Annotated in this window: 11 protein-coding genes and 1 pseudogene; 6 read left to right on the top strand and 6 right to left on the bottom strand. The window is 74.7% G+C overall.

What is annotated here, in order from left to right:
* Positions 1-707: pseudogene (locus AAHZ94_RS11110) on the bottom strand (hypothetical protein); the annotation flags it as partial.
* A 683-nt stretch (positions 708-1,390) separates the two neighbouring features.
* Between AAHZ94_RS11110 and AAHZ94_RS11105 the strand changes: the two are divergent.
* Positions 1,391-2,248, top strand: a complete 858-nt coding sequence (locus AAHZ94_RS11105; protein WP_349992606.1) for a DeoR/GlpR family DNA-binding transcription regulator — start codon at positions 1,391-1,393, stop codon at positions 2,246-2,248.
* An 81-nt stretch (positions 2,249-2,329) separates the two neighbouring features.
* Here the strand turns inward: AAHZ94_RS11105 and AAHZ94_RS11100 are convergent, their stop codons facing one another.
* On the bottom strand, positions 2,330-3,433 hold the full coding sequence (locus tag AAHZ94_RS11100) for a PLP-dependent cysteine synthase family protein (protein ID WP_349992605.1): 1,104 nt from the start codon (positions 3,431-3,433) through the stop codon (positions 2,330-2,332).
* 178 nt (positions 3,434-3,611) lie between these two features.
* Here AAHZ94_RS11100 and AAHZ94_RS11095 point away from each other — a divergent pair, with 178 nt between their 5' ends.
* Together AAHZ94_RS11095 and AAHZ94_RS11090 are read left to right on the top strand one after the other, a co-directional pair.
* A complete protein-coding gene (locus AAHZ94_RS11095) occupies positions 3,612-3,938 on the top strand; it encodes a hypothetical protein (RefSeq protein WP_349992604.1) in 327 nt (108 codons plus the stop codon).
* Between the two features lie 183 nt (positions 3,939-4,121).
* Complete coding sequence (locus AAHZ94_RS11090) at positions 4,122-4,763, top strand: ATP-binding protein (protein WP_349992602.1); 642 nt, start codon at positions 4,122-4,124, stop codon at positions 4,761-4,763.
* 465 nt (positions 4,764-5,228) lie between these two features.
* Here the strand turns inward: AAHZ94_RS11090 and AAHZ94_RS11085 are convergent, their stop codons facing one another.
* From AAHZ94_RS11085 to AAHZ94_RS11075, 3 genes are read right to left on the bottom strand one after another with little or no spacing between them, the layout of a single operon-like run.
* The gene (locus AAHZ94_RS11085; RefSeq protein WP_349992600.1) at positions 5,229-7,796 is read right to left on the bottom strand and encodes an ABC transporter permease; all 2,568 of its coding nucleotides are present in this window, start codon (positions 7,794-7,796) and stop codon (positions 5,229-5,231) included.
* A complete protein-coding gene (locus AAHZ94_RS11080) occupies positions 7,793-8,704 on the bottom strand; it encodes an ABC transporter ATP-binding protein (RefSeq protein WP_349992599.1) in 912 nt (303 codons plus the stop codon). The genes AAHZ94_RS11085 and AAHZ94_RS11080 overlap by 4 nt, the downstream gene beginning before the upstream one ends.
* Positions 8,701-9,000 (bottom strand): SHOCT domain-containing protein, encoded by a 300-nt coding sequence (locus AAHZ94_RS11075; protein ID WP_349992597.1) that lies wholly within the window; start codon positions 8,998-9,000, stop codon positions 8,701-8,703. The genes AAHZ94_RS11080 and AAHZ94_RS11075 overlap by 4 nt, the downstream gene beginning before the upstream one ends.
* Before the next feature lie 803 nt (positions 9,001-9,803).
* Between AAHZ94_RS11075 and AAHZ94_RS11070 the strand changes: the two genes are divergently transcribed.
* Together AAHZ94_RS11070 and AAHZ94_RS11065 are read left to right on the top strand one after the other, a co-directional pair.
* Complete coding sequence (locus tag AAHZ94_RS11070) at positions 9,804-10,109, top strand: trypco2 family protein (RefSeq protein ID WP_349992595.1); 306 nt, start codon at positions 9,804-9,806, stop codon at positions 10,107-10,109.
* A gap of 23 nt (positions 10,110-10,132) precedes the next feature.
* The gene (locus AAHZ94_RS11065) at positions 10,133-15,544 is read left to right on the top strand and encodes a trypsin-like peptidase domain-containing protein (protein WP_349992593.1); all 5,412 of its coding nucleotides are present in this window, start codon (positions 10,133-10,135) and stop codon (positions 15,542-15,544) included.
* A gap of 587 nt (positions 15,545-16,131) precedes the next feature.
* Here the strand turns inward: AAHZ94_RS11065 and AAHZ94_RS11060 are convergent.
* Positions 16,132-17,415: an ROK family protein gene (locus tag AAHZ94_RS11060; RefSeq protein ID WP_349992592.1), complete on the bottom strand. Its 1,284-nt coding sequence runs from the start codon at positions 17,413-17,415 to the stop codon at positions 16,132-16,134.
* Between the two features lie 17 nt (positions 17,416-17,432).
* Here AAHZ94_RS11060 and AAHZ94_RS11055 point away from each other — a divergent pair.
* The coding region (locus AAHZ94_RS11055; RefSeq protein WP_502964643.1) for an MFS transporter at positions 17,433-18,142 on the top strand (710 nt) is incomplete at its 3' end.

Genomic DNA, 18,142 nt, shown 5'->3' with positions numbered 1-18,142 from the left:
GGGCCCGGGGTTGAGGCGCTCCTTGAGTGCGGCGTTGAGCGCCCGGGTGCCGGCGGCGGCCCCCCGGGGGCCCCCGGGGGGGGTTTTAAAAAAACCAGCCCCCCCCCCGCCCGCCGCGGGGGGGGGGGGGGGGCGACGGCCGGGTCGTCCTCGTTGAGCGTGCGCTCGATGGGGGGCGCCGACTCGTACGCGCTCCACGTGCGGGTGGACAGGAACCACAGGAGCCCGATGAGGGCGAGCGGTGCGAGGGCGGCCAGCGCGATCCGGCGGCCTGGCTGGCTCCACCAGCCGCCGCCCGGGGCGGCGAAGCCGAGCCAGGACCGGCCGTCCGCGCTGGCGGTGGAGCCGGCGCACTGCCAGGCCGTCAGGTCGAGCGCTACCTCGCACACGGCGGCGACCAGCAGCACGGTCAGGGTGAGCGCGATCAGCCGCACCAGCAGCCCGTAGAGCCGTACGGTGCCCTCGCGGCGGTCGGCGGCGGGCCGGTTCCAGTGCGCGAGGTTGATGATCATGAACGGGAGCAGCAGCAGCCACAGTGCGCGCGAGCCGTCCCCCGAGGTCAGTCCCGACCAGCAGTACGCCTCGGGCACCGGGCGGTCGCGGTAGTCCTGCGGGCGGTGTTCGGCGTCGGCGTCCTCGGTGTGCCGGTAGATGCCCGCGGTCTCGTCGCCGGTGATGCGCTGGGTCCTGGGGTCGCCGTCGAGCATCTTGGCGGGCGTGGCGCCCCCGACGCCGTGCACCAGCAGTTCGAGCGCCAACTCCGGGGCCCGCGCCCGGCCCGCGGGTGCGGGTGCGGGGGCGGGCGGATCGGTCCAGGCGGGCGGGGTGAGTGCGGTGGGCGCGGTGGGTGTGCCGTCCGGCGGAGTTGGTGTGGCCGCAGTCGCCGGTGTGTGGGGTGCGGCAGGGACAGCGGCTGCGCCGGCTGGGGTTGGTGGTGCGGTGGGTGTGGCGGGTGTGAGCGTGGTCGGTGTGGAGGGTGTGGGTGTGGGTGTGGGTGTGGTCGTAGCTGATGTGGTTGTCGTAGTGGGTGTGGGTGTCTCAGGTGACTTGGTTGTTTCAGGTGTTTCAGGTGTCTCAGGTACTTCGGGTGTCTGAGGTGTGACGGGTGTGACGGGTGTGGGTGTTTCGGGTGTGGGATGTGGGTTGGACTCGTCGTCAGGTCGCGTCATGTGTGCCACCGATTCCCCCGATCCGGTGTGTGGGCCAAGGCTGCTCAGTGCGCTGGGGCGACGTCTGCGCCGCTTCGCGCGCGGCGTCCGCAGGCGCCCGGTGCGCCCTGCCCAAGGTGCCGTATTCCTGCGCCGATGCGATTGTGCCCGATCCGGGGGCACCCTACCCACGTGCGAAGATGTGCGCGGACATCGGCAGCTGGGCGGAAGGGACGGGCGAGGTGAGCGAGAACCAGAACCTCCTCGCGGAGCAGCGGCGGGCCCTGATTCTCGACGAGGTCAGGCGGCACGGCGGGGCGCGGGTCAACGAGTTGACGCGCAAGCTGAAGGTGTCGGACATGACCGTCCGGCGGGACCTGGACGCACTGGCCAGGCTCGGCGTGGTGGAGAAGGTGCACGGCGGTGCCGTACCGGTCGCCGAGGCCCGTACGCATGAGCCGGGATTCGAGGCGAAGTCCGGGTTGGAGCTGAGCGCGAAGGAGGACATCGCCCGCGCGGCTGCGCCCCTGGCGGCGCCCGGCTCGGCCATCGCGCTGTCGGGCGGGACGACGACCCACGCCCTGGCACAGCACCTGGTGGACGTGGCGGGGCTGACGGTGGTCACCAACTCCATGCGGATCGCCGATGTGTTCCACAGTGCGTGGCGGGCGGCCGACCCCACCGCCGACGGCACCGGTCGTCCCGAGCGCCCCGGCGGCGCGGCGACGGTGGTGCTCACCGGCGGGGTGCGGACGCCGTCGGACTCGCTGGTGGGCCCGGTGGCGGACGCGGCGATCCGCTCGCTCCACTTCGACGTGCTCTTCCTCGGCGTGCACGGGGTGTCGGCCGACGCCGGCCTGTCCACGCCGAACCTGGCCGAGGCGGAGACCAACCGTCACTTCGTCCGCTCGGCCCGTCGGGTGGTGGTGGTCGCCGATCACACCAAGTGGGGCAAGGTGGGCCTGAGTTCGTTCGCCGCGCTGGCGGACGTGGACGTCCTGGTGACCGATGCAGGGCTGGCCAGGGCGGCGCGCGAGGAGATGGCGGAGCAGGTGGCGGAGCTCGGGGTGGCCGGGGAGCGCGCCGTACCGACGCACTGAGCCGGGCGCGGCCGGCGGCCGGAGCCCCATGCCCGGCGGCCGGCCCCGGGGCGGGCGCGACAGGCGCGCGCCCCCTGCGCGTCAGCGCCAGACGCCCTCGGTCAGGAAGCGGTCCAGCGTGTCGGCGTACGGCGCGATGTCCAGGCCCTGTTCGGCGAGCCAGGCGTCCGAGTAGTAGGTGTCCAGGTAACGCTCTCCGGGGTCGCCCAGCAGGGTGACGACGCTGCCGGTGCGCTGGTCGGCGACCATCTCCGCGACGATCTTCAGCGCGCTCCACAAGCCGGTGCCGGTGGAGCCGCCTGCCTTGCGGCCGACGACGCGCTCCAGGGTGCGCATCGCGGCGATGCTCGCGGCGTCCGGCACCTTCATCATCCGGTCGACCGCGCCCGGTACGAAGCTGGGTTCGGCGCGCGGCCGGCCGATGCCCTCGATGCGCGAGCTGCGGTCGCACCGGGCGTTCTCGTCGCCGGACTCCCAGAAGTCGAAGAAGCCGGAGAACTCCGGGTCGGCGACGCACACCAGCGTCTGGTGTTGCAGGTAGCGCACGTAGCGGCCGATGGTGGCCGAGGTGCCGCCGGTGCCCGCGGTCGCCACGATCCAGGCGGGCTCGGGGTAGCGCTCCAGGCTGAGCTGACGGTAGATCGACTCGGCGATGTTGTTGTTGCCGCGCCAGTCGGTGGCCCGCTCGGCGTAGGTGAACTGGTCCATGTAGTGGCCGCCGGTGCGGGCGGCGAGGGCGATGGACTCGGCGGCCATGGTGCTCGGGTCGTCCACGAAGTGGCACTGGCCGCCGTGGAACTCGATGAGGCGGCACTTCTCGCGGCTGGTCGTCCGGGGGACGACGGCGATGAAGGGCACCCCGATCAGGCTGGCGAAGTACGCCTCGGAGACGGCCGTGGAGCCGCTGGAGGACTCGACGACGGGCCGGCCGGGGCTGATCCAGCCGTTGCACAGCGCGTACAGGAAGAGCGAGCGGGCGAGCCGGTGCTTGAGGCTGCCGGTGATGTGCGTGGACTCGTCCTTGAGGTAGAGGTCGATGCCCCAGCGCTCGGGCAGCGGGAAGCGGAGCAGATGGGTGTCGGCCGATCGGTTGGCATCGGCCTGCACCCGGCGGATCGCCTCGTTCAACCAGGCGCGGTGGGCCGGGTCGGTGCGGTCGACGTCGATCGTCTTGGTGCTGTCCATGCCACTCCTCGTGCGGTTGCCGGGCACCGGCCGTGAGCCTGCCCGTTTTCGATCATAAATGGGCACTGGTGTCCGGCTCGCGGGGCAGGCAGACTGCCCAGTGGACGTAGGGTGGCGGCGCGGTCGAGTGCGAAGGGCCGACGGGCGCGGACGCTCATGCGATGGGGAGGCGTGGATCGTGGCGGAGGCCGAGTTCAATGCGACCGGCGTACGGATCGAGCGCTCCTTGCGCTCGGTGACCCGGGCCGGGCAGGTACTCATCAAGGACGGCCGGCTTGAGCTGTTGACCAGCTACGGGAGCGAGATCGACAGCGCCCCGCTGGGGTCGGTGCAGGCGGGCCGGCCGTGGTTCGCCTCGGGCGACCAGGCGCGCGCCACGGTGAACGGCACCCGGTACGTACTGACCCTCGGGCAGCAGGACGCGGGGTCCTGCGACGGCCCCGCCACCGCGCGGCGCTTCCTGGACGCGGTGCGTTCGGCGCAGGACGAGTCCGACAGCCACTGACGCGCGAGTTGCACGGCCGGGCGAATAGTCCGATTCTGGACGCATATCGGTGTCACCGAGAGTGGAACAGCGGCTACGCTGCGAACCAGCGCGCTGGTCAGGTACGGCGGTCAGCTCCGAACGTACGCCCTCTCCGCCCACACCTGATTCAGGCTAGCCCTACTTCTCCCGGGAGTCGCAGCCGTGATCAGCAGCCCCAGCAGGCATTGCACCGTGGAGGTCCAGGTTCTCCCGGAGCGGATCGGCCAGGTCCGCAGAATCGTATCGGCGCAGTTGCGCTACTGGCATTTGGACCAGCTCATCGAGTCGGTCGCGCTCGGCGTCTCCGAGTTGCTGACCAATGTGTATCTGCACGCCGAACCCGACAAGCGCTGCACGGTCGACCTGGTCTGGGTGCTCGACCAGCTCACCGTCTCGGTGCGGGACCGCGATGTGCGCGAGCCCGCGCCGCCCGCCCCGGGCCCGCTGGGCACGCACGGCCGGGGGCTCGCCCTGGTCGCCGCCGTCAGCCAGAGCTGGGGCGTGCGCCAGGTGGCCGGCGGCAAGGCCGTGTGGTTCGCGCTGCCCGTGGGGTGGCGGGCCGAGCCGTGGGCACAGCGCCCCGGGCGGGCGGCGGGCGGGCCCGCGTACCCATCTGCCGGCGAGCCGTCGCGGACCACCGCACCGTCCACCGCCGACCCGCTGGGCGTCGAGCACGGGACGGCAGGCCCGCTGCCCGTCGACCATGCGGCCGGCCCGCTGCCCGTCGAGCACCCGGTGGCCGAGCCGGAGCAGGAGCCTGCGCCGGCCGGGCGACGGTCCGCTCCGGCCACGACTGCCGGCTGAACGCCCGGCGGCCTGCTCGGGGTGGAGCGGGGCCGGGGCGTAGGACCGGTGCGCGGCTGACGGCCGGTGGATGCACGGCTGCTGCTCGGAGGCTGGCGTCCGGTGGGCGTACGGAGCGTGCGCGCTGGGCGCGCGGTTGGCGCCCGGCGGCCGGATCGGGGTGGGTACGGCGCCGTGGGGCCGGAGGGCACGTACGCGCCGCTGGCCGGACCCGGCGGGGGAGCACGCACGCGCCACAGGTCGCCTCCGGTCGGAGGCCGCGTACGCACCCATCGCAGGTCGGCCCCGGTGGGGAACGCGGCACGGCGGAGAACGCGGGACCGGCCCCGGCCATCCCTGGCGCGGGATGGCCAAAGGCCGGTGGTACCTGCTGAGCGGGGGCGCCCGGCGGGCGGGTTCGGCCCGTGGGCGGGGGCGGCCGATGGGTGATGTCAGCCGGTGAGTGGTGCCGGCCGGTGGGCGGGGCTACTCCGTGGCGATGGCGCGGAGCACGTCGAGCTTGGCCGCGCGGCGGGCCGGGCGTACGGCGGCCAGTGCGCCGGCCACCACCCCGACCAGGGCCACCACGAGCAGTTGCTGCGGCGGCAGGGCGAAGGTGCCGTCGCCCGACGCCACCGCGGTCTTGACCAGCGCCCAGCCGAGGAAGCCGCCGAGGGTCAGCCCGCCGAGCGTGCCGAACGCGGCCACCAGCACCGATTCCCACCGCACCATCGCCCGGAGCTGACGGCGGGTCTGGCCGACGGCGCGCAGCAGGCCGAGTTCGCGGGTGCGCTCGTGGACGGCGAGCGTGAGCGTGTTGGCGATGCCGAGCAGGGCGATCAGGACGGCCAGTGCGAGCAGCGCGTAGACCAGGGTGAGCATCATGTCGATGCCGCCGGCGGAGGATTCGGCCCATTCGTCCCGGGTCTGCACCTGCGGGTTGCCCCAGTCCTCCGCGGCCCGCTCGACGGCCGCCTTGCCGTCGCTGGTGGACACGCCGTCCTTGAAGGCGACGGCGACCAGCGCATCGGAGTCCTGGCCCCGGTGCGGCGCCCACGCCTGACGGGTGATGAGGTAGTCGCCGGCCAGGTCGGCCTCGGCGTAGACCGCCCGTACCGTGAACGGGGTGCGCGTGCCGTCGGCGAAGGTCAGCGGGACGCTACTGCCCACCCGCCAGCCGCGGTCGTCGGCCACGTCGGCGGCGACCGCGATGCCGCGGGGCCCGAGCCCACCGAGGTCGCCGCGGGTGGTGCCGAGGTCGAGCACGCGCGCGAGGGCGGCCGGGTCGGTGACGGTCACCTCCCGCCCCGCGCCGTCGACCTTGGCCACGCCGCGGCCGAGGCCGAGCGCGGTGTCCACCTCGGGCAGCGCGTCCAGTGCGGGCGCGAGGCCGGGGCTCAGGCCGGCGCCACCGCCGCCGAACGCCGGGACGCTGACCGCGACGTCGCCGGCGAAGGTCCGCGAGACGGTGTCGTTGAGCGTGGCCTTCAGCGATGCGGCGAACACGGTGAACAGCGACACGACGCTCACGCCGATCATCAGCGCGGTGGCCGTCGCGGCCGTGCGCTTGGGGCTGCGCAGCGCGTTGCGGCCGGCCAGTACGCCGCCGACGCCACGCAGGGCGCGCAGCGGGCCGCCCAGTGCCCGTACCGCGTACGCGGCGGCGAGCGGGCCGAGTACGACGAAGGCGGCCACGGTCAGCACGGCGCCCGCCGCGGTGAGCGGGATCGAGGGCGGGTCGGCGACGGTGGCCGCCACGGTCAGCGCCACCCCCACGGTGACCAGGGCCGCGCCGCTCCCACTGCGGACGCGGGAGGCGGCGGAGTGGTCGACGGCGGTCTCCCGCAGTGCGGCCAGCGGGGCGGTGCGTCCCGCCCGCAGCGCCGGCAGCAGCGCGGAGCCCACGCACACCACGACGCCCACGCCCAGCGGCAGCAGCAGCGACAGCGGCTCGATCACCAGGTCGCCGGTGGGGAAGGGGAAGCCGACGGCCGGGAAGAGCGCCTGGAGGCCGGCCGCGAGCCCGATGGCCGCGACCAGTCCGATGAGCGAGGCGACCAGGCCCACCGCCGCCGACTCGATGAGTGCACCGGTCATGACCTGGCCGCGGACCGCGCCGAGCGCCCGTAGCAGCGCGCTCTCGCGGGTGCGCTGGGCGACCACGATCGCGAAGGTGTTGTGGATGGAGAAGGTGGCCACCAGCAGGGCGATGCCGGCGAAGACCAGGAGCAGGGTGGTGAAGAGGGTGAGGAAGGTGCCGGAGACCTGGTCCAGGTTCTCTTCCGCCGACTCCTCGCCGGTGATCGCCTCGATGCCGCGGGGCAGCACCCGCTCCAGCCGGTCCACCAGCTCCTGCTGGCTGATCCCGGAGTCGGCCCGCACCTGGATGCTGGCGGCCTGGCCCGGCCGCGCGGTGACGAACCGTTCGGCGTCCGCCCTGGTCAGGCCGGTGAAGGTGACCTGGCCCATGCCGTCCTCGCCGCCGAAGGTGGCCAGGCCGACGATGGTGATCGGATGCGGTTCCGGGGTGCGGAGCACGGTCCGGTCGCCGATCTTCAGATCGCCCGCCTCGGCCGCGCCGCGGTTGATGACGGCCTCGCCCGACGCCTTGGGGGCGCGCCCTTCGGCGAGTTGGTAGGAGGCCAGTTCCTCGTCGGCGATCCAGTTGCCGGCCAGGGTCGGTGGGCCCTTGCCGCCCACGCCGTCGCCGTCCTTGCCCACGAGTTGGCCCGCGCCCTGGATGTTGGGCTCGGCTGCGGCCACCCCGTCCAGCCGCTCGATGGTGCGCGCCAGGCTGGTGTCCACCGGTTCGCGGGTGCCGGCCACGCTGCCGGCGGTGGTGATGACGTCGGCGCTGCGGACGACGGCGTCGGTGCCGCTGGTGGCGTTGCCGAAGAGGGTGTCGAAGCTGGCGCGCAGGGTGTCGCTCATGACGAGGGTGCCGCCGAGGAAGGCGACGCCGAGTACGACGGCGCACACGGTGCCGACGAACCGTCGCTTGTGGGCCCGCAGCGAGGCACGGGCCAGCCGCAGCACGGCACGGTTGCCGGTCATGACGCCGCGCCCCGTTCCGACCGCGCGTCGCGGCCGAGTTCGCCGAGCCGGTTCAGGATGCGTTCCGCGGTGGGTTCGGCGAGCCGGTCCACCAGGCGTCCGTCGGCGAGCATCAGGACCTCGTCGGCGTGGGCCGCGGCGACCGGGTCGTGGGTGACCATGACGACGGTGCCGCCCATGGTGCGGACGGCCGCGCCGAGCAGGCCGAGCACCTCCTCGCCGGAGCGGGAGTCGAGGTTGCCGGTGGGCTCGTCGGCGAAGACCACCTCGGGGCGGCTGGCCAGTGCGCGGGCCACGGCGACGCGCTGTTGCTGGCCGCCGGAGAGTTCGCTCGGCCGGTGGTGCAACCGGCCGCCGAGGCCGACGACGTCGACCAGTTCCGCCAGCCAGTCGGGGTCGGTGCGCTGCCCTGCCAGGTCCTGCGGCAGGTTGATGTTCTCGGCCACGGTCAACGTCGGGACCAGGTTGAACGCCTGGAAGACGAAGCCGATCCTGGCCCGGCGCAGCAACGTCAGGCGCCGGTCGTCGAGCGTGCTGAGGTCGGTTTCGGCCAGGAAGGCGGAGCCTGAGGTGAGGGTGTCGAGGCCGGCCGCGCAGTGCATCAGGGTGGACTTGCCGGAGCCGGACGGGCCCATGATCGCGGTGAACCGCCCGGCGGGGAAGTCGACGCTCACCCCGTCCAGGGCCCGCACCTCCGTGTCGCCGGCGCCGTAGACCTTGACGGCGTCGACCACGCGGACGGCGGGGGTGGGGGTGGTCGGCTGAACGTCGGTGATCGGATGGGCGCCGGGCCGCACCTGGGCGCCGGCCGTCGGCTGGCCGGCGGCCCGTACGGGGGCGCCGGAGGCCAGCGGGAAACCGGCCTGCGCGGAGGTGCCGGGGGCCACCGGGTTGGGGTGCTGGCTCATACCGCACCGCCCTTGATGCCGGTCCCGAACTCCTCGTTGAGGACCGAGAGGCGTCGCCAGTACTCCTCCTCGTCGATCTCCCCGGCGGCGAACCTGCGCCCGAGGATCGTCAGCGGGGCGTGCGCGGCCGGGGGGGCCGGCGGAGCGGAGCGCGGCCAGGGCCCGCGGCCACGCCAGACGGTGCGCCGCAGCACGGCGATGCCGCCCCCGATGACCAGGGCCCAGACGAACGGAACGAGCAGAATCCAGGGGCCGGGTCCGCCGCCGTCGCCCCAGGCGTGCGCGAGCGTGTTCATCGTGATCGGACTCCTCGGTGGAAGGGCTGTACCAGACGGGTACGAGCCTGCTCCGCGGCGGCCCTCACGTCGTCGTACGGCCAGCGGCCGTCCGCGTACCCCACGGGGAGTAGGCGGGGCGGACGGCAGTACCACCGCGGTGGCGCGGCTCCGGACGGCGCGGCGAAGGCGCGGCGCGGCGGCCGGTTGCCGCACGGGCCACCGGCCGCCGGCGCGCGTCGGGGCGTACGCCCACGGGGGTAGCCGGGTGCGCGGAGGTGGCCGGGGCGGGTCGCACGGGTGCGGCGTACGGGGCGGGCGAGCGCTGCGCGTGGGGGGCCCGCGGGGGCGGCGCGCAGGCCGGACGTGGGGGGGCGGAGTACGCGCCGGATGCGGGTGCGGAGCGCGGGCCGGACGCGGCTGGTCGGGACCCGCCGGGCAGGCGGTGGGGCGGGCGGCCAGGCAGGGCCCGTCGAGAGCGGACAGGGGCGGGGCGCGGGGCCGAAGAAGGGGCTGGCGGGGAGTCGGGCACGGACCCGAGAACGGGGCCGGGCAGGGAGCCGGACAGAAGGCCGGGCAGTGGCGTTGCGCAGAGCCCGGCCCACTCCCAGGAAACGGCCGCATCCAGCCCATCGGCCCGCCGTTCCCGGCCAGTTGAGGCGTGCGCCGGCTCCACCGGGTCCGGCGGTCAGCACACTGGGCGCCCCGGGGAACGGGACCGTACGGTCCGGCATCTGGGCACGGACCGCCAGCACCGGCCACCATGTGATCAGGGTCGATCGGCGCGTGTACGGTGAGGGCTCTTGCGCGAGGGGAGCGGCGGCATGGGTACGGAGATCGGGCTCGCACGGGCCATCCAGGGATTGCGGGCCGAACTGGCGGAGGCCATGGCCGAGGGCGAGCACGAGGCGATCAAGTTTCGCATCGAGTCCATCAGCCTCGATCTCCAAGTGGCGGTGGAAAACGCAAAAGAGGGCCATGCCGGGCTGAAGTTCTGGTTGGTTTCGGCCGATGGCGGAGCCTCGTCGACCACCACGACCACGCACGCGCTCTCCTTGCAGTTGGCTGCCGAGACGGCCGCGGGCGACCAGGTGCGGATCGCGTCCCGGCCCGAACGACGTCCCGAATAACGACGGTTGGGAGGTAAGACGGCGTGCATGACCTGCCGGACCGGGCCGTCGAGGTGGTACGGATCAGCCGCCCCGACGGCACCGTGTGCTACGGCGGCTCCGGCTTCCTGTTGACCGGCGAGCTCGTCCTGACCGCTCGGCACGTGGTGGACGACGCCACCTGCACGTACCGGGTGTTACGGCCAGCGCCCGGGAGCGGCTCCGCCTCGGCCGACGTGGAGCTCGTGGTGCTGGCGCCCGCGCAGGACCTCGCGCTGCTCATCCTCGACGAGGCGGTGGACGCGCTGGCGCCGCTGCGCTTCGGTCGACTGCCCACCGCCGTGGGCACGCTTGCGTTCCACGCCCTGGGCTTCCCCCGGTTCGCCCGGGAGGACGGCAAGCCGCGGCGCCGGCAGGCCACCGGCACCATCCAACTCGCCTCGCAACCGGACGTCGACGGGCTCGACCTGTGGCACGAATCGGTGCAGCCGACGGCGGTGACCGGCCCCGGCTCCCCGTGGGAGGGGTTCTCCGGCGCCGCGGTGCTCGCCACGCGCGGCACCGGCCCCGAAGCCCCGCACCTGATCGTGGGCGTCTACACCACCCATCTGACACCGGCCGGCACCCGCTCCGCCGTCGCCACCCGCGTCGACTCCCTCGCCGACACCGGAAAGTTCGCCCGCTACCTGCGCGCGCACGAGGTGAACCCGGAGCCGGTCGACGTCCCGCTGCCCGGCGGCGCGCCGCGGGCGCTGCCCAGCAACGTGCGCACCCACGAGAGCGTCCTCGCCGGGCTCCGCGGCACCAAGAGCTATCTGCTGCCCGAGCACCTGGAGTTCGTCAGCCCGGGGCCGCACAGCGAGGCCGCGCCGCAGCGGCTGCTCGACCGGCTGACCGGCCCCGAGCGGGGCCGCGGCGTGCTCCTGGTGGGGGCGGCGGGCACGGGGAAGACGCGGACGTGCTTCGAGGTGGCGCAGGCGGCGCACGACGCGGGCTGGCACGTACTGCACGTGCGGACCGACCGGCAGCGCTCGCTGACCGTGGCCCATCTGGAACAGGCCGTCTTCGACGCCGGGCAGTCGCGCGTGCTGCTGGTGCTCGACTACCTGGACACCTGTGCCCAGCTCGACCTGGGCGCGCTGGCCGACGAGTTCATGCTCGGCGCCGCCGAGCGCGGCATCCAGGTCGCCTGTGTGGCCTCCACCCGGCCCGGCACGCTGCCGGTGCTGCGCAAGCGCGGCGTACGACAGCTCTTCGACGAGGTGACGCTGCGCCAGGACAGCGGGCACCAGTCGGCGGTGATCGACGCGATGCTGCCGAGGGTCGCGCCGACGGCGCTGGACCGCATGAAGCACCCCACGCTCCGGCAGGCGTGCGGCAACCGGCCGATCATCGCCCTGCTGGTCGCGGCCCAGATCGAGCGGCGCTTCGTGGCCAGACAGGACATTCCGCGGCTGTCCGGCTGGCGCAGTGACGACCTCCTGGCCTGGCTCGACCCGCGGCTCCAGGAGGACCGGCTGCGCTCCCCCGAAGCGCCGGAGGAGGACGACGACCGGGACGCGACGCCGCGCCCGCCCGGTGACCGGCAGTTGGCCGCGACCGTCGCCGCCTACGCCTGCCCGCAGCCGCGGGACGCGGTCGTCGCGGCGGTGGACGCCTTCTTGACCGACCGCGGCAGCGGGTTCGACGGCGACTACATCGTCCGTACGCTGACCGAACTCGGCTGGCTTGAGGAACCGCACGAGGACCAGCTCATGGTGGTCCACGACATCGTCACGGACGAGTTGGTGCGGCAACTGCTGCTGCCCGCCGGCCCGGTGCACCTGGATTCGGTACGGGACGTCTTCACCACCTCGCTGGTCACCGCCCGTACCTTCGGTGGCTTCGCCGGCCACCTGGCGCGGCTGGCCGCCGATCTGGACGACGCGCAGAACCGGCAGGTGGCCAGGGTCGGCGGCGATTGGCTGCGGTCACAGGCGGCGCGGGTCGGCGCGCTGCTCAAGCGGGCCGGCGACGAGGGCCGGCAGGCGCTGCTCACCCTGCTCAGCCGCCGGCCCTGGCAGGGGGCCGCGGACGGGGTCTGGGACGAGGTGGCGCAGCCGTGGCTGGTCCGCGAAAAGGACTCGCCAGCGGCCCGGGCCCTGCTGGCACAGGCCGTCGAGTCGGCAACGGCTACCGTGCCCGAGCACCTGGTGGAGGCGGCCCTCGCCTGGCTGTACCGGGGCGGTCCCGAGGCAGAGACCTCGCACCATGTGATCCACGCTCTGCTGGAGCGGCACGACCTGCCCGCCGGGTACGAGGAGCGGGTGGTCGACTACGCGCTGGCCTGGCTGATGCTGTGGAAGCGGCACCGGGCCGCACGGTTCGTCCTCGGCGCGCTGCTGCGCCGCGACCGCGCGCTGACCGGGCAACAGTTGTCGACCGCCGCGTACTACGCGTTCAGTTGGCTACACGCCCACCACACCACGGACGCCTCGCACGTGTTGCACCGGCTGCTCTCCCGTACGGACGTGGAGCCCGGTGCCGCGCGGCGGACCGTAGTGGCGGCGCTCGGCTGGCTCGGCCACGGGCACGCGGCGCAGCGGGCCGCGAGCCTGGTGCTGGCCCCGCTGGTGGCCCATCCGCAGCTCACCCGGGCGCAGCACAAGCAGACCGCGGGGCTCGCGCTGACCTGGCTGGGGCACAACGAGGCGGAGGCGGTGGCCAGGTTCGTCCTGCACGCGCTGCTGCGCCGGACGGATCTGGCGGAGTTGCGCGCCGGGCGCGCCGTTGACCAGGCCGTCGCCTGGTTGCAGCACGGCCATGCGGAGTACCTGTCGGCGGCCCAGGTCTTCGGCCCGCTGCTGCCGCACCCGGCGCTCACCGGGGAGCAGCGCACCGACGTGGTGCGCCTTGCGTGGGAGTGGGTGTGCCGGTACGACGAGTCGCCTGCCGCGGGCTACGTACTGTCTCCGCTGCTCACCGGCGCGGACCTCGGGCCGCGGGCGGCCGAGTTGGCCGAGCGCGCGCTGGCCTGGGTACAGACCCATCCGCAGGCGCCGAACGCCGCGGAGGTGCTGGTGGCGCTCCTGACCGGGGAGTGCGCCGGGAGCACGGAGCGCGAGGGGGGCGGAAAGGGCGCGGAGGGGGGCGAAAGCGGGGAGCGGCTGCGCCGTACCGTCGACTTCGCCCTGAACTGGCTGGAGTTCTACGGCACCGACGCGGTGTCCGCCGCGGTCCACCGGGCGGCCCTGAGCTCCCGCGACCTGCGCCGCGACCAGGCGCGCCGGGCCGCCGACGCGACCCTGAGCTGGCTCCAGGCGCATGCCGTGGCTACGGACGGGGCGGACGAAGCACCTGGTGGGCGGGAGGCTGCCGCCGCCGGCGGGCGGTCGGGTGGTGTGGCTGAGCCCGGCGCGGACGGCGCGGAGCCCGGCACGGCGGCGGGCGGCGATGAGGCGGCACCTGCGGGTACGGGCGCGGGCGCCGAGGTCGGCTCTGTCGCCAGCGCCGGTGGTGACGCCGGCGGCGATGGCGCTACCGACGCCGACGCCGGCACCGATGCCGGTGCCGATGCCGATGCCGATGCGGTGGACGAGGGCCCGGCCGACGAGGTGGGGCCGACCCTGGGGCTGTTGCTGAGCACGCCGGAGCTGCGGCCGGCCCAGGAGGCGCGGGCGCTCGACCGCGCGGTGGAGTGGCTCGCCCGCCCGCAGCGCCACCGCGACCGCGGGTTCCTGTGGCTGCGGGTGTTGCGCACCCGTGGCTGGGTCGGGGGCAGCCGCGGCTGGCCGCAGGGCAACGGCGGGCTCGCCCCGCCCTGCCTGAGCGATCTGGCCGCGCTGCTCGGCCTGGACGACCTGACGGCACCCGAGGTGCACAACCTCGTGGAACGCACCCTGGCGCACTGCGCGGCCCCCGACGCCGCGGAGCGCACCGTACGGGCCGCCGTCGCCGCCGTGCTCGACCAGCCGCAGCTCACCGCGCGGCAGGAGGGGACGGCAGCCGCCCTGGCCGGCCGGCTGGTGGCCGAGAGCGCGGAGACGGGGGTCGGGACAGCGCCGGCGCCGCTGCCCGCGCTGCTCGGCCGCGCACTGCCGGAGCCGGCGTACGCGCGGGCGACGGCACTCGGCTTCCGCTGGCTGGCCCGCTGCGAGCGGACGGCCGAGGCGCCGCGGGTGCTGTTCGCCCTCACCGAGCGGCACGACCTGACCGACGACCGGCGGCGCGCGCTGAACGTGCACGCGCTGAACTGGTACGCGGTCAACTCCGAGCGCCCCTGGGCGCCGGAGGTCCGGGCCTTCCTGACCGCGCACGGCGACGACGAGTTCGGCGACTGGTTGCGCAGCGTCGAGGAGACCCGGGCCTGGCTGCTGGCCAACCCGGATGACCCGGAGCGCGGCGCCGTCCTGCTGCGTCTGCTCACCCGTCCCGACCAGCACCACCGCGAAGCACCGGAGCCGCCTCGCGCGCACGCGGGCGCGTTCCCTGCGCCTCCTGCTCAAAACGCACCACCGGCACTCGATCCGTCGCCCGCCGACGCCATGCACACGGCCGGGGAGCCGGACACCGTACGGGGCGCGGGTGGCGCGGCGTCCGACGCGGGCAGTGGGCCGTCCACATCCGCGCGTACGAACAACACTCCGCCCGCATTCGCGCACGTCGCCTCGCCGGATGCGGACCCGCTCGATCCGCGGCTGATGCTCGCGGCCGTGCACGCCGCGCTGACCTCGGTGCTCAGTTGGCGGGACTTCGTGGCCCTGTTGGAAAACGAGGAGCTGTTGCCCGAACAGCGGCGGGCGGTGGCGGGGCAGGCGCTGGCGTACCTGCGCTCCGACGAGGTGGTCAAGGCCCGGCTGGTGATCATCTCGCTGCTCCGGACGCCCGAGCTCACTCCCGAACAGCTCTGGGACGCGGCCGAAGAGGCACTGGCCCTGCTGACCCGGACCAGCGGCAGGACGTTCAAGACCCGCCCCGTACTGCTGGCACTGCTGCGCAACCGCCATCTGTCGGACGAGCACGAACAGGCCGCGATCGAGCGCGCCCTGCGCCAGGCCGACGGCGCCGAGAGCAACGAGGCCAAGCCACTGCTGCGGATCGTGCTGACCAAGCAGTTGACCGCCGAACAGTCGGCGCGTGCCGTCAGCTACAGCCTGGACTGGCTGCTGAGCCGGGAGCCGGTGGCCGGCGTCGGCTCGCTGGTGGCGGAGTTGCTCGAACGGTCGGACTGCACGCCTGACCAGTGGCAACTCGCTCTCGGCTACGCCCGCGACTGGCTGACGGCCAACCCCGCTCACACGGTCACCGAACGCATCGCCACCCGCCTGGCCGCCGTGACCGCCACCCCGGACCAACAACCCACCACCGCCCCGGCGCCCCCACCCACCATTCCGGCCCCGGCCCCGGCCTCCGCCCCCGTCGCCGCCCCGCACCCCACCGCCACGGAACCGGACGCGCCCGCACCGGCTACTGGCTGAGCCGACGCGCAGGCCAGGCCACGGCCACTCCCCCGCTGCGCGGACCCGAACCGCTCACCGCGGGTTACGGCTGCGGGCTGGGTTGGTTGGGTTGGGCTGTATTGGGTTGGCGGAATGGTCGGCTGGCTGGGCTGGCGGCGTGGTCGGCTGGGCGGGGCTGAGGGGTGCTCACGCACCTCGCCCGCGCATCCGCAGCGCGCGTCCACCCGGTCGATGGCGGCGGGGCACGCCCGATCGCCCGTACGGCGCGTGAGCGAGGACCGCGCCCCTCTTGGCCACACGGAGCACGGCGCCCGGCGCACGAGGCACGGCAGGCGGCATCCGCCGCCCGCCCCGCGTACGGCTTGGGCGCGCGGGCGTCTCGCCCGGCAACCCGGCACCTCCAGGCACCGCTGAGTGCCCCGGCAGACGGCGCACCACCCCGCGCTCCCCGGCGGCCCGGCGGCCCGGCGGCCCGGCGGCCCGGCGGCCCGGCGGCACAACGCCCCACAACCCGGCCGTACTTCCCAGCCGGCTGCCCGCATTCCCGTACGCGCGCACGCGCGTAGCCGCGTGCACCGGCTCCGAGCAACGCATCCCGCGGGCGGTCACCCGCCCACTGCCGCCAGGGGATCGTCCAGTACCGGCTGCCAGGCGAGTTCGGCCGCGCCGACCAGGCTGTTGTAGTCGAGCGTGCACGGCTGGATGGGCACGCCGGCGCTGCGGCCCCACAGGCTGTGCCGGGCGACGACGGCGCTCAGTTGCTCCGGGGCGGCTTCGAGGAGGTCGCGGTGGAGGCCGCCGAGGATGATCCGTTCCGGGTTGAGGATGTTGACCAGGCCGGCGAGGCCGCGGCCGAGCCGGTCGAGCAGCAGGTGGGTGGCGGCGCGCACGGCCGGGTCGGCGGACTCGTCGCGCAGCAGCGCACGCGCCTCCTTGAGCAGCGACACCTCGGGGCCCGGGGCCCGGCCGGCCGCGGTCAGAAAGGCCAGCGGGTCGGTCTCCACGTCGAGACAGCCGCGGCTGCCGCAGTGGCAGGGGTGGCCGTCCTGGCGCACGGTCAGGTGTCCGACCTCAAGGGCGAGACCCGAACTTCCGGTGTGCAGCCGCCCGTCGAGCACCAGCGCGCCGCCGACGCCGCGGTGTCCGGTGGCCACGCACAGCAGGTGCCTGGCACCGCGCCCGGCACCGTGCCGGTACTCGGCGAGCGCGGCCAGGTTGATGTCGTTCCCCGCCTGTCCGGCGGGCGGCGCGTCCCCGCGCGCGGGGTGCCCGGCGGCCGGCTCCTGCACCACCGCGCCGGGCGTCGGCGCACCGCCGGGGCCCGGGATGCCGGCCTGGGCCAGGCTGCGCCGGAACAGTTCCCGCACCGGGGCGCCGGCCGGCCAGGCGACGTGCAGCGGGTTCAGTGCGGTGCCCTCGGGTTCGGCCACGGCCGAGGGGACGGCGAGCCCGGCGCCCAGACAGCGCCGGCCGCTGTCGCGCAGCAGTCCGGCCCCGGCCGCGACGACGGCGTCCAGCACGGCCGCGGGATCGGCGGGCACCGTCATGCAGCCCGGGGCGGTGGCGACGATGCGCCCGCCGAGGCCGACCAGCGCCGCCCGGAACCCGTCCACGTGCACCTGCGCGGCGAGCACCACCGGGCCGTCGGGCGCGACGGTGAGCCGGTGCGAGGGCCGCCCCTGGGCACCGGCGGCTGCGCCGGGGCGCGAGTCGACCTGGATCAGGCCGAGCGCCTCCAGCTCGGCCGCGACGGCGCCCGCCGTGGCGCGGGTCACGCCGAGTTCGGCGGTGAGCACCGCGCGCGTGGGCGCGCGGCCGGTGTGTACGAGCTCCAGCGCGGGTCCGAGGGCGCTCCGGCCCCGCTCCAGTCTTGTCCGTGTCTGGGTCACCCCTCTATTCTGGCTTTGTGCCGACGTTAAACAAAATACGGACGGCCACCCCGTGGGGACGGGGAAGCGCCGCCGTGGACCCGATCATCCGTCGCCTACGCGTCGCGCTGACGCTCTTCTTCGCCCTGGACGGCTTCATCTTCGCCGGCTGGGTCGTCCGCATCCCGGCCATCAAGGAACGGACCGGCGCCTCGACCGGCGCCCTGGGACTCGCCCTGCTCGGCGTGTCCGCGGGCGCGGTGGCCACCATGATGCTCACCGGTCGGCTCTGCCAGCGCCACGGCCACCAGCCGGTGACGGTGGCCGCAGCCGTACTCATGTCGCTGGGGGTCGCGCTGCCGCCGCACGCCACGTCGGCGCTCTCCCTCGGCCTGGTCCTCCTCGTCTTCGGCGCCGGCTACGGCGGCCTCAACGTGGCGATGAACAGCACCGCCGTCGACCTGGTGGCCGCCTTGCGCCGCCCCGTGATGCCGGCGTTCCACGCGGCCTACAGCCTCGGCGGCATGGTCGGCGCCGGCCTCGGCGGCCTGGTGGCCGGGCATCTGACAGTCACCACCCATCTGACCGCCCTCACCGCCGCCGGCCTGGCCCTGAGCGTCGGCGCCGGGCGCACGCTGCTGGCCCACCCGGTGCCGGCACGGACCGGCACGGCCCGCCCGCCCCACGGGGCCCCGACGGGCAGCGCGGGCAGCGCGGGCAGCGCGGGCAGCGCGGGCAGCGCGGGCAG

The sequence above is a fragment of the Streptomyces sp. HSW2009 genome (genome assembly GCF_040240285.1).
GTDB lineage: Bacteria > Actinomycetota > Actinomycetes > Streptomycetales > Streptomycetaceae > Streptomyces.
This window is presented reverse-complemented; position numbering and strand designations above follow the sequence as displayed.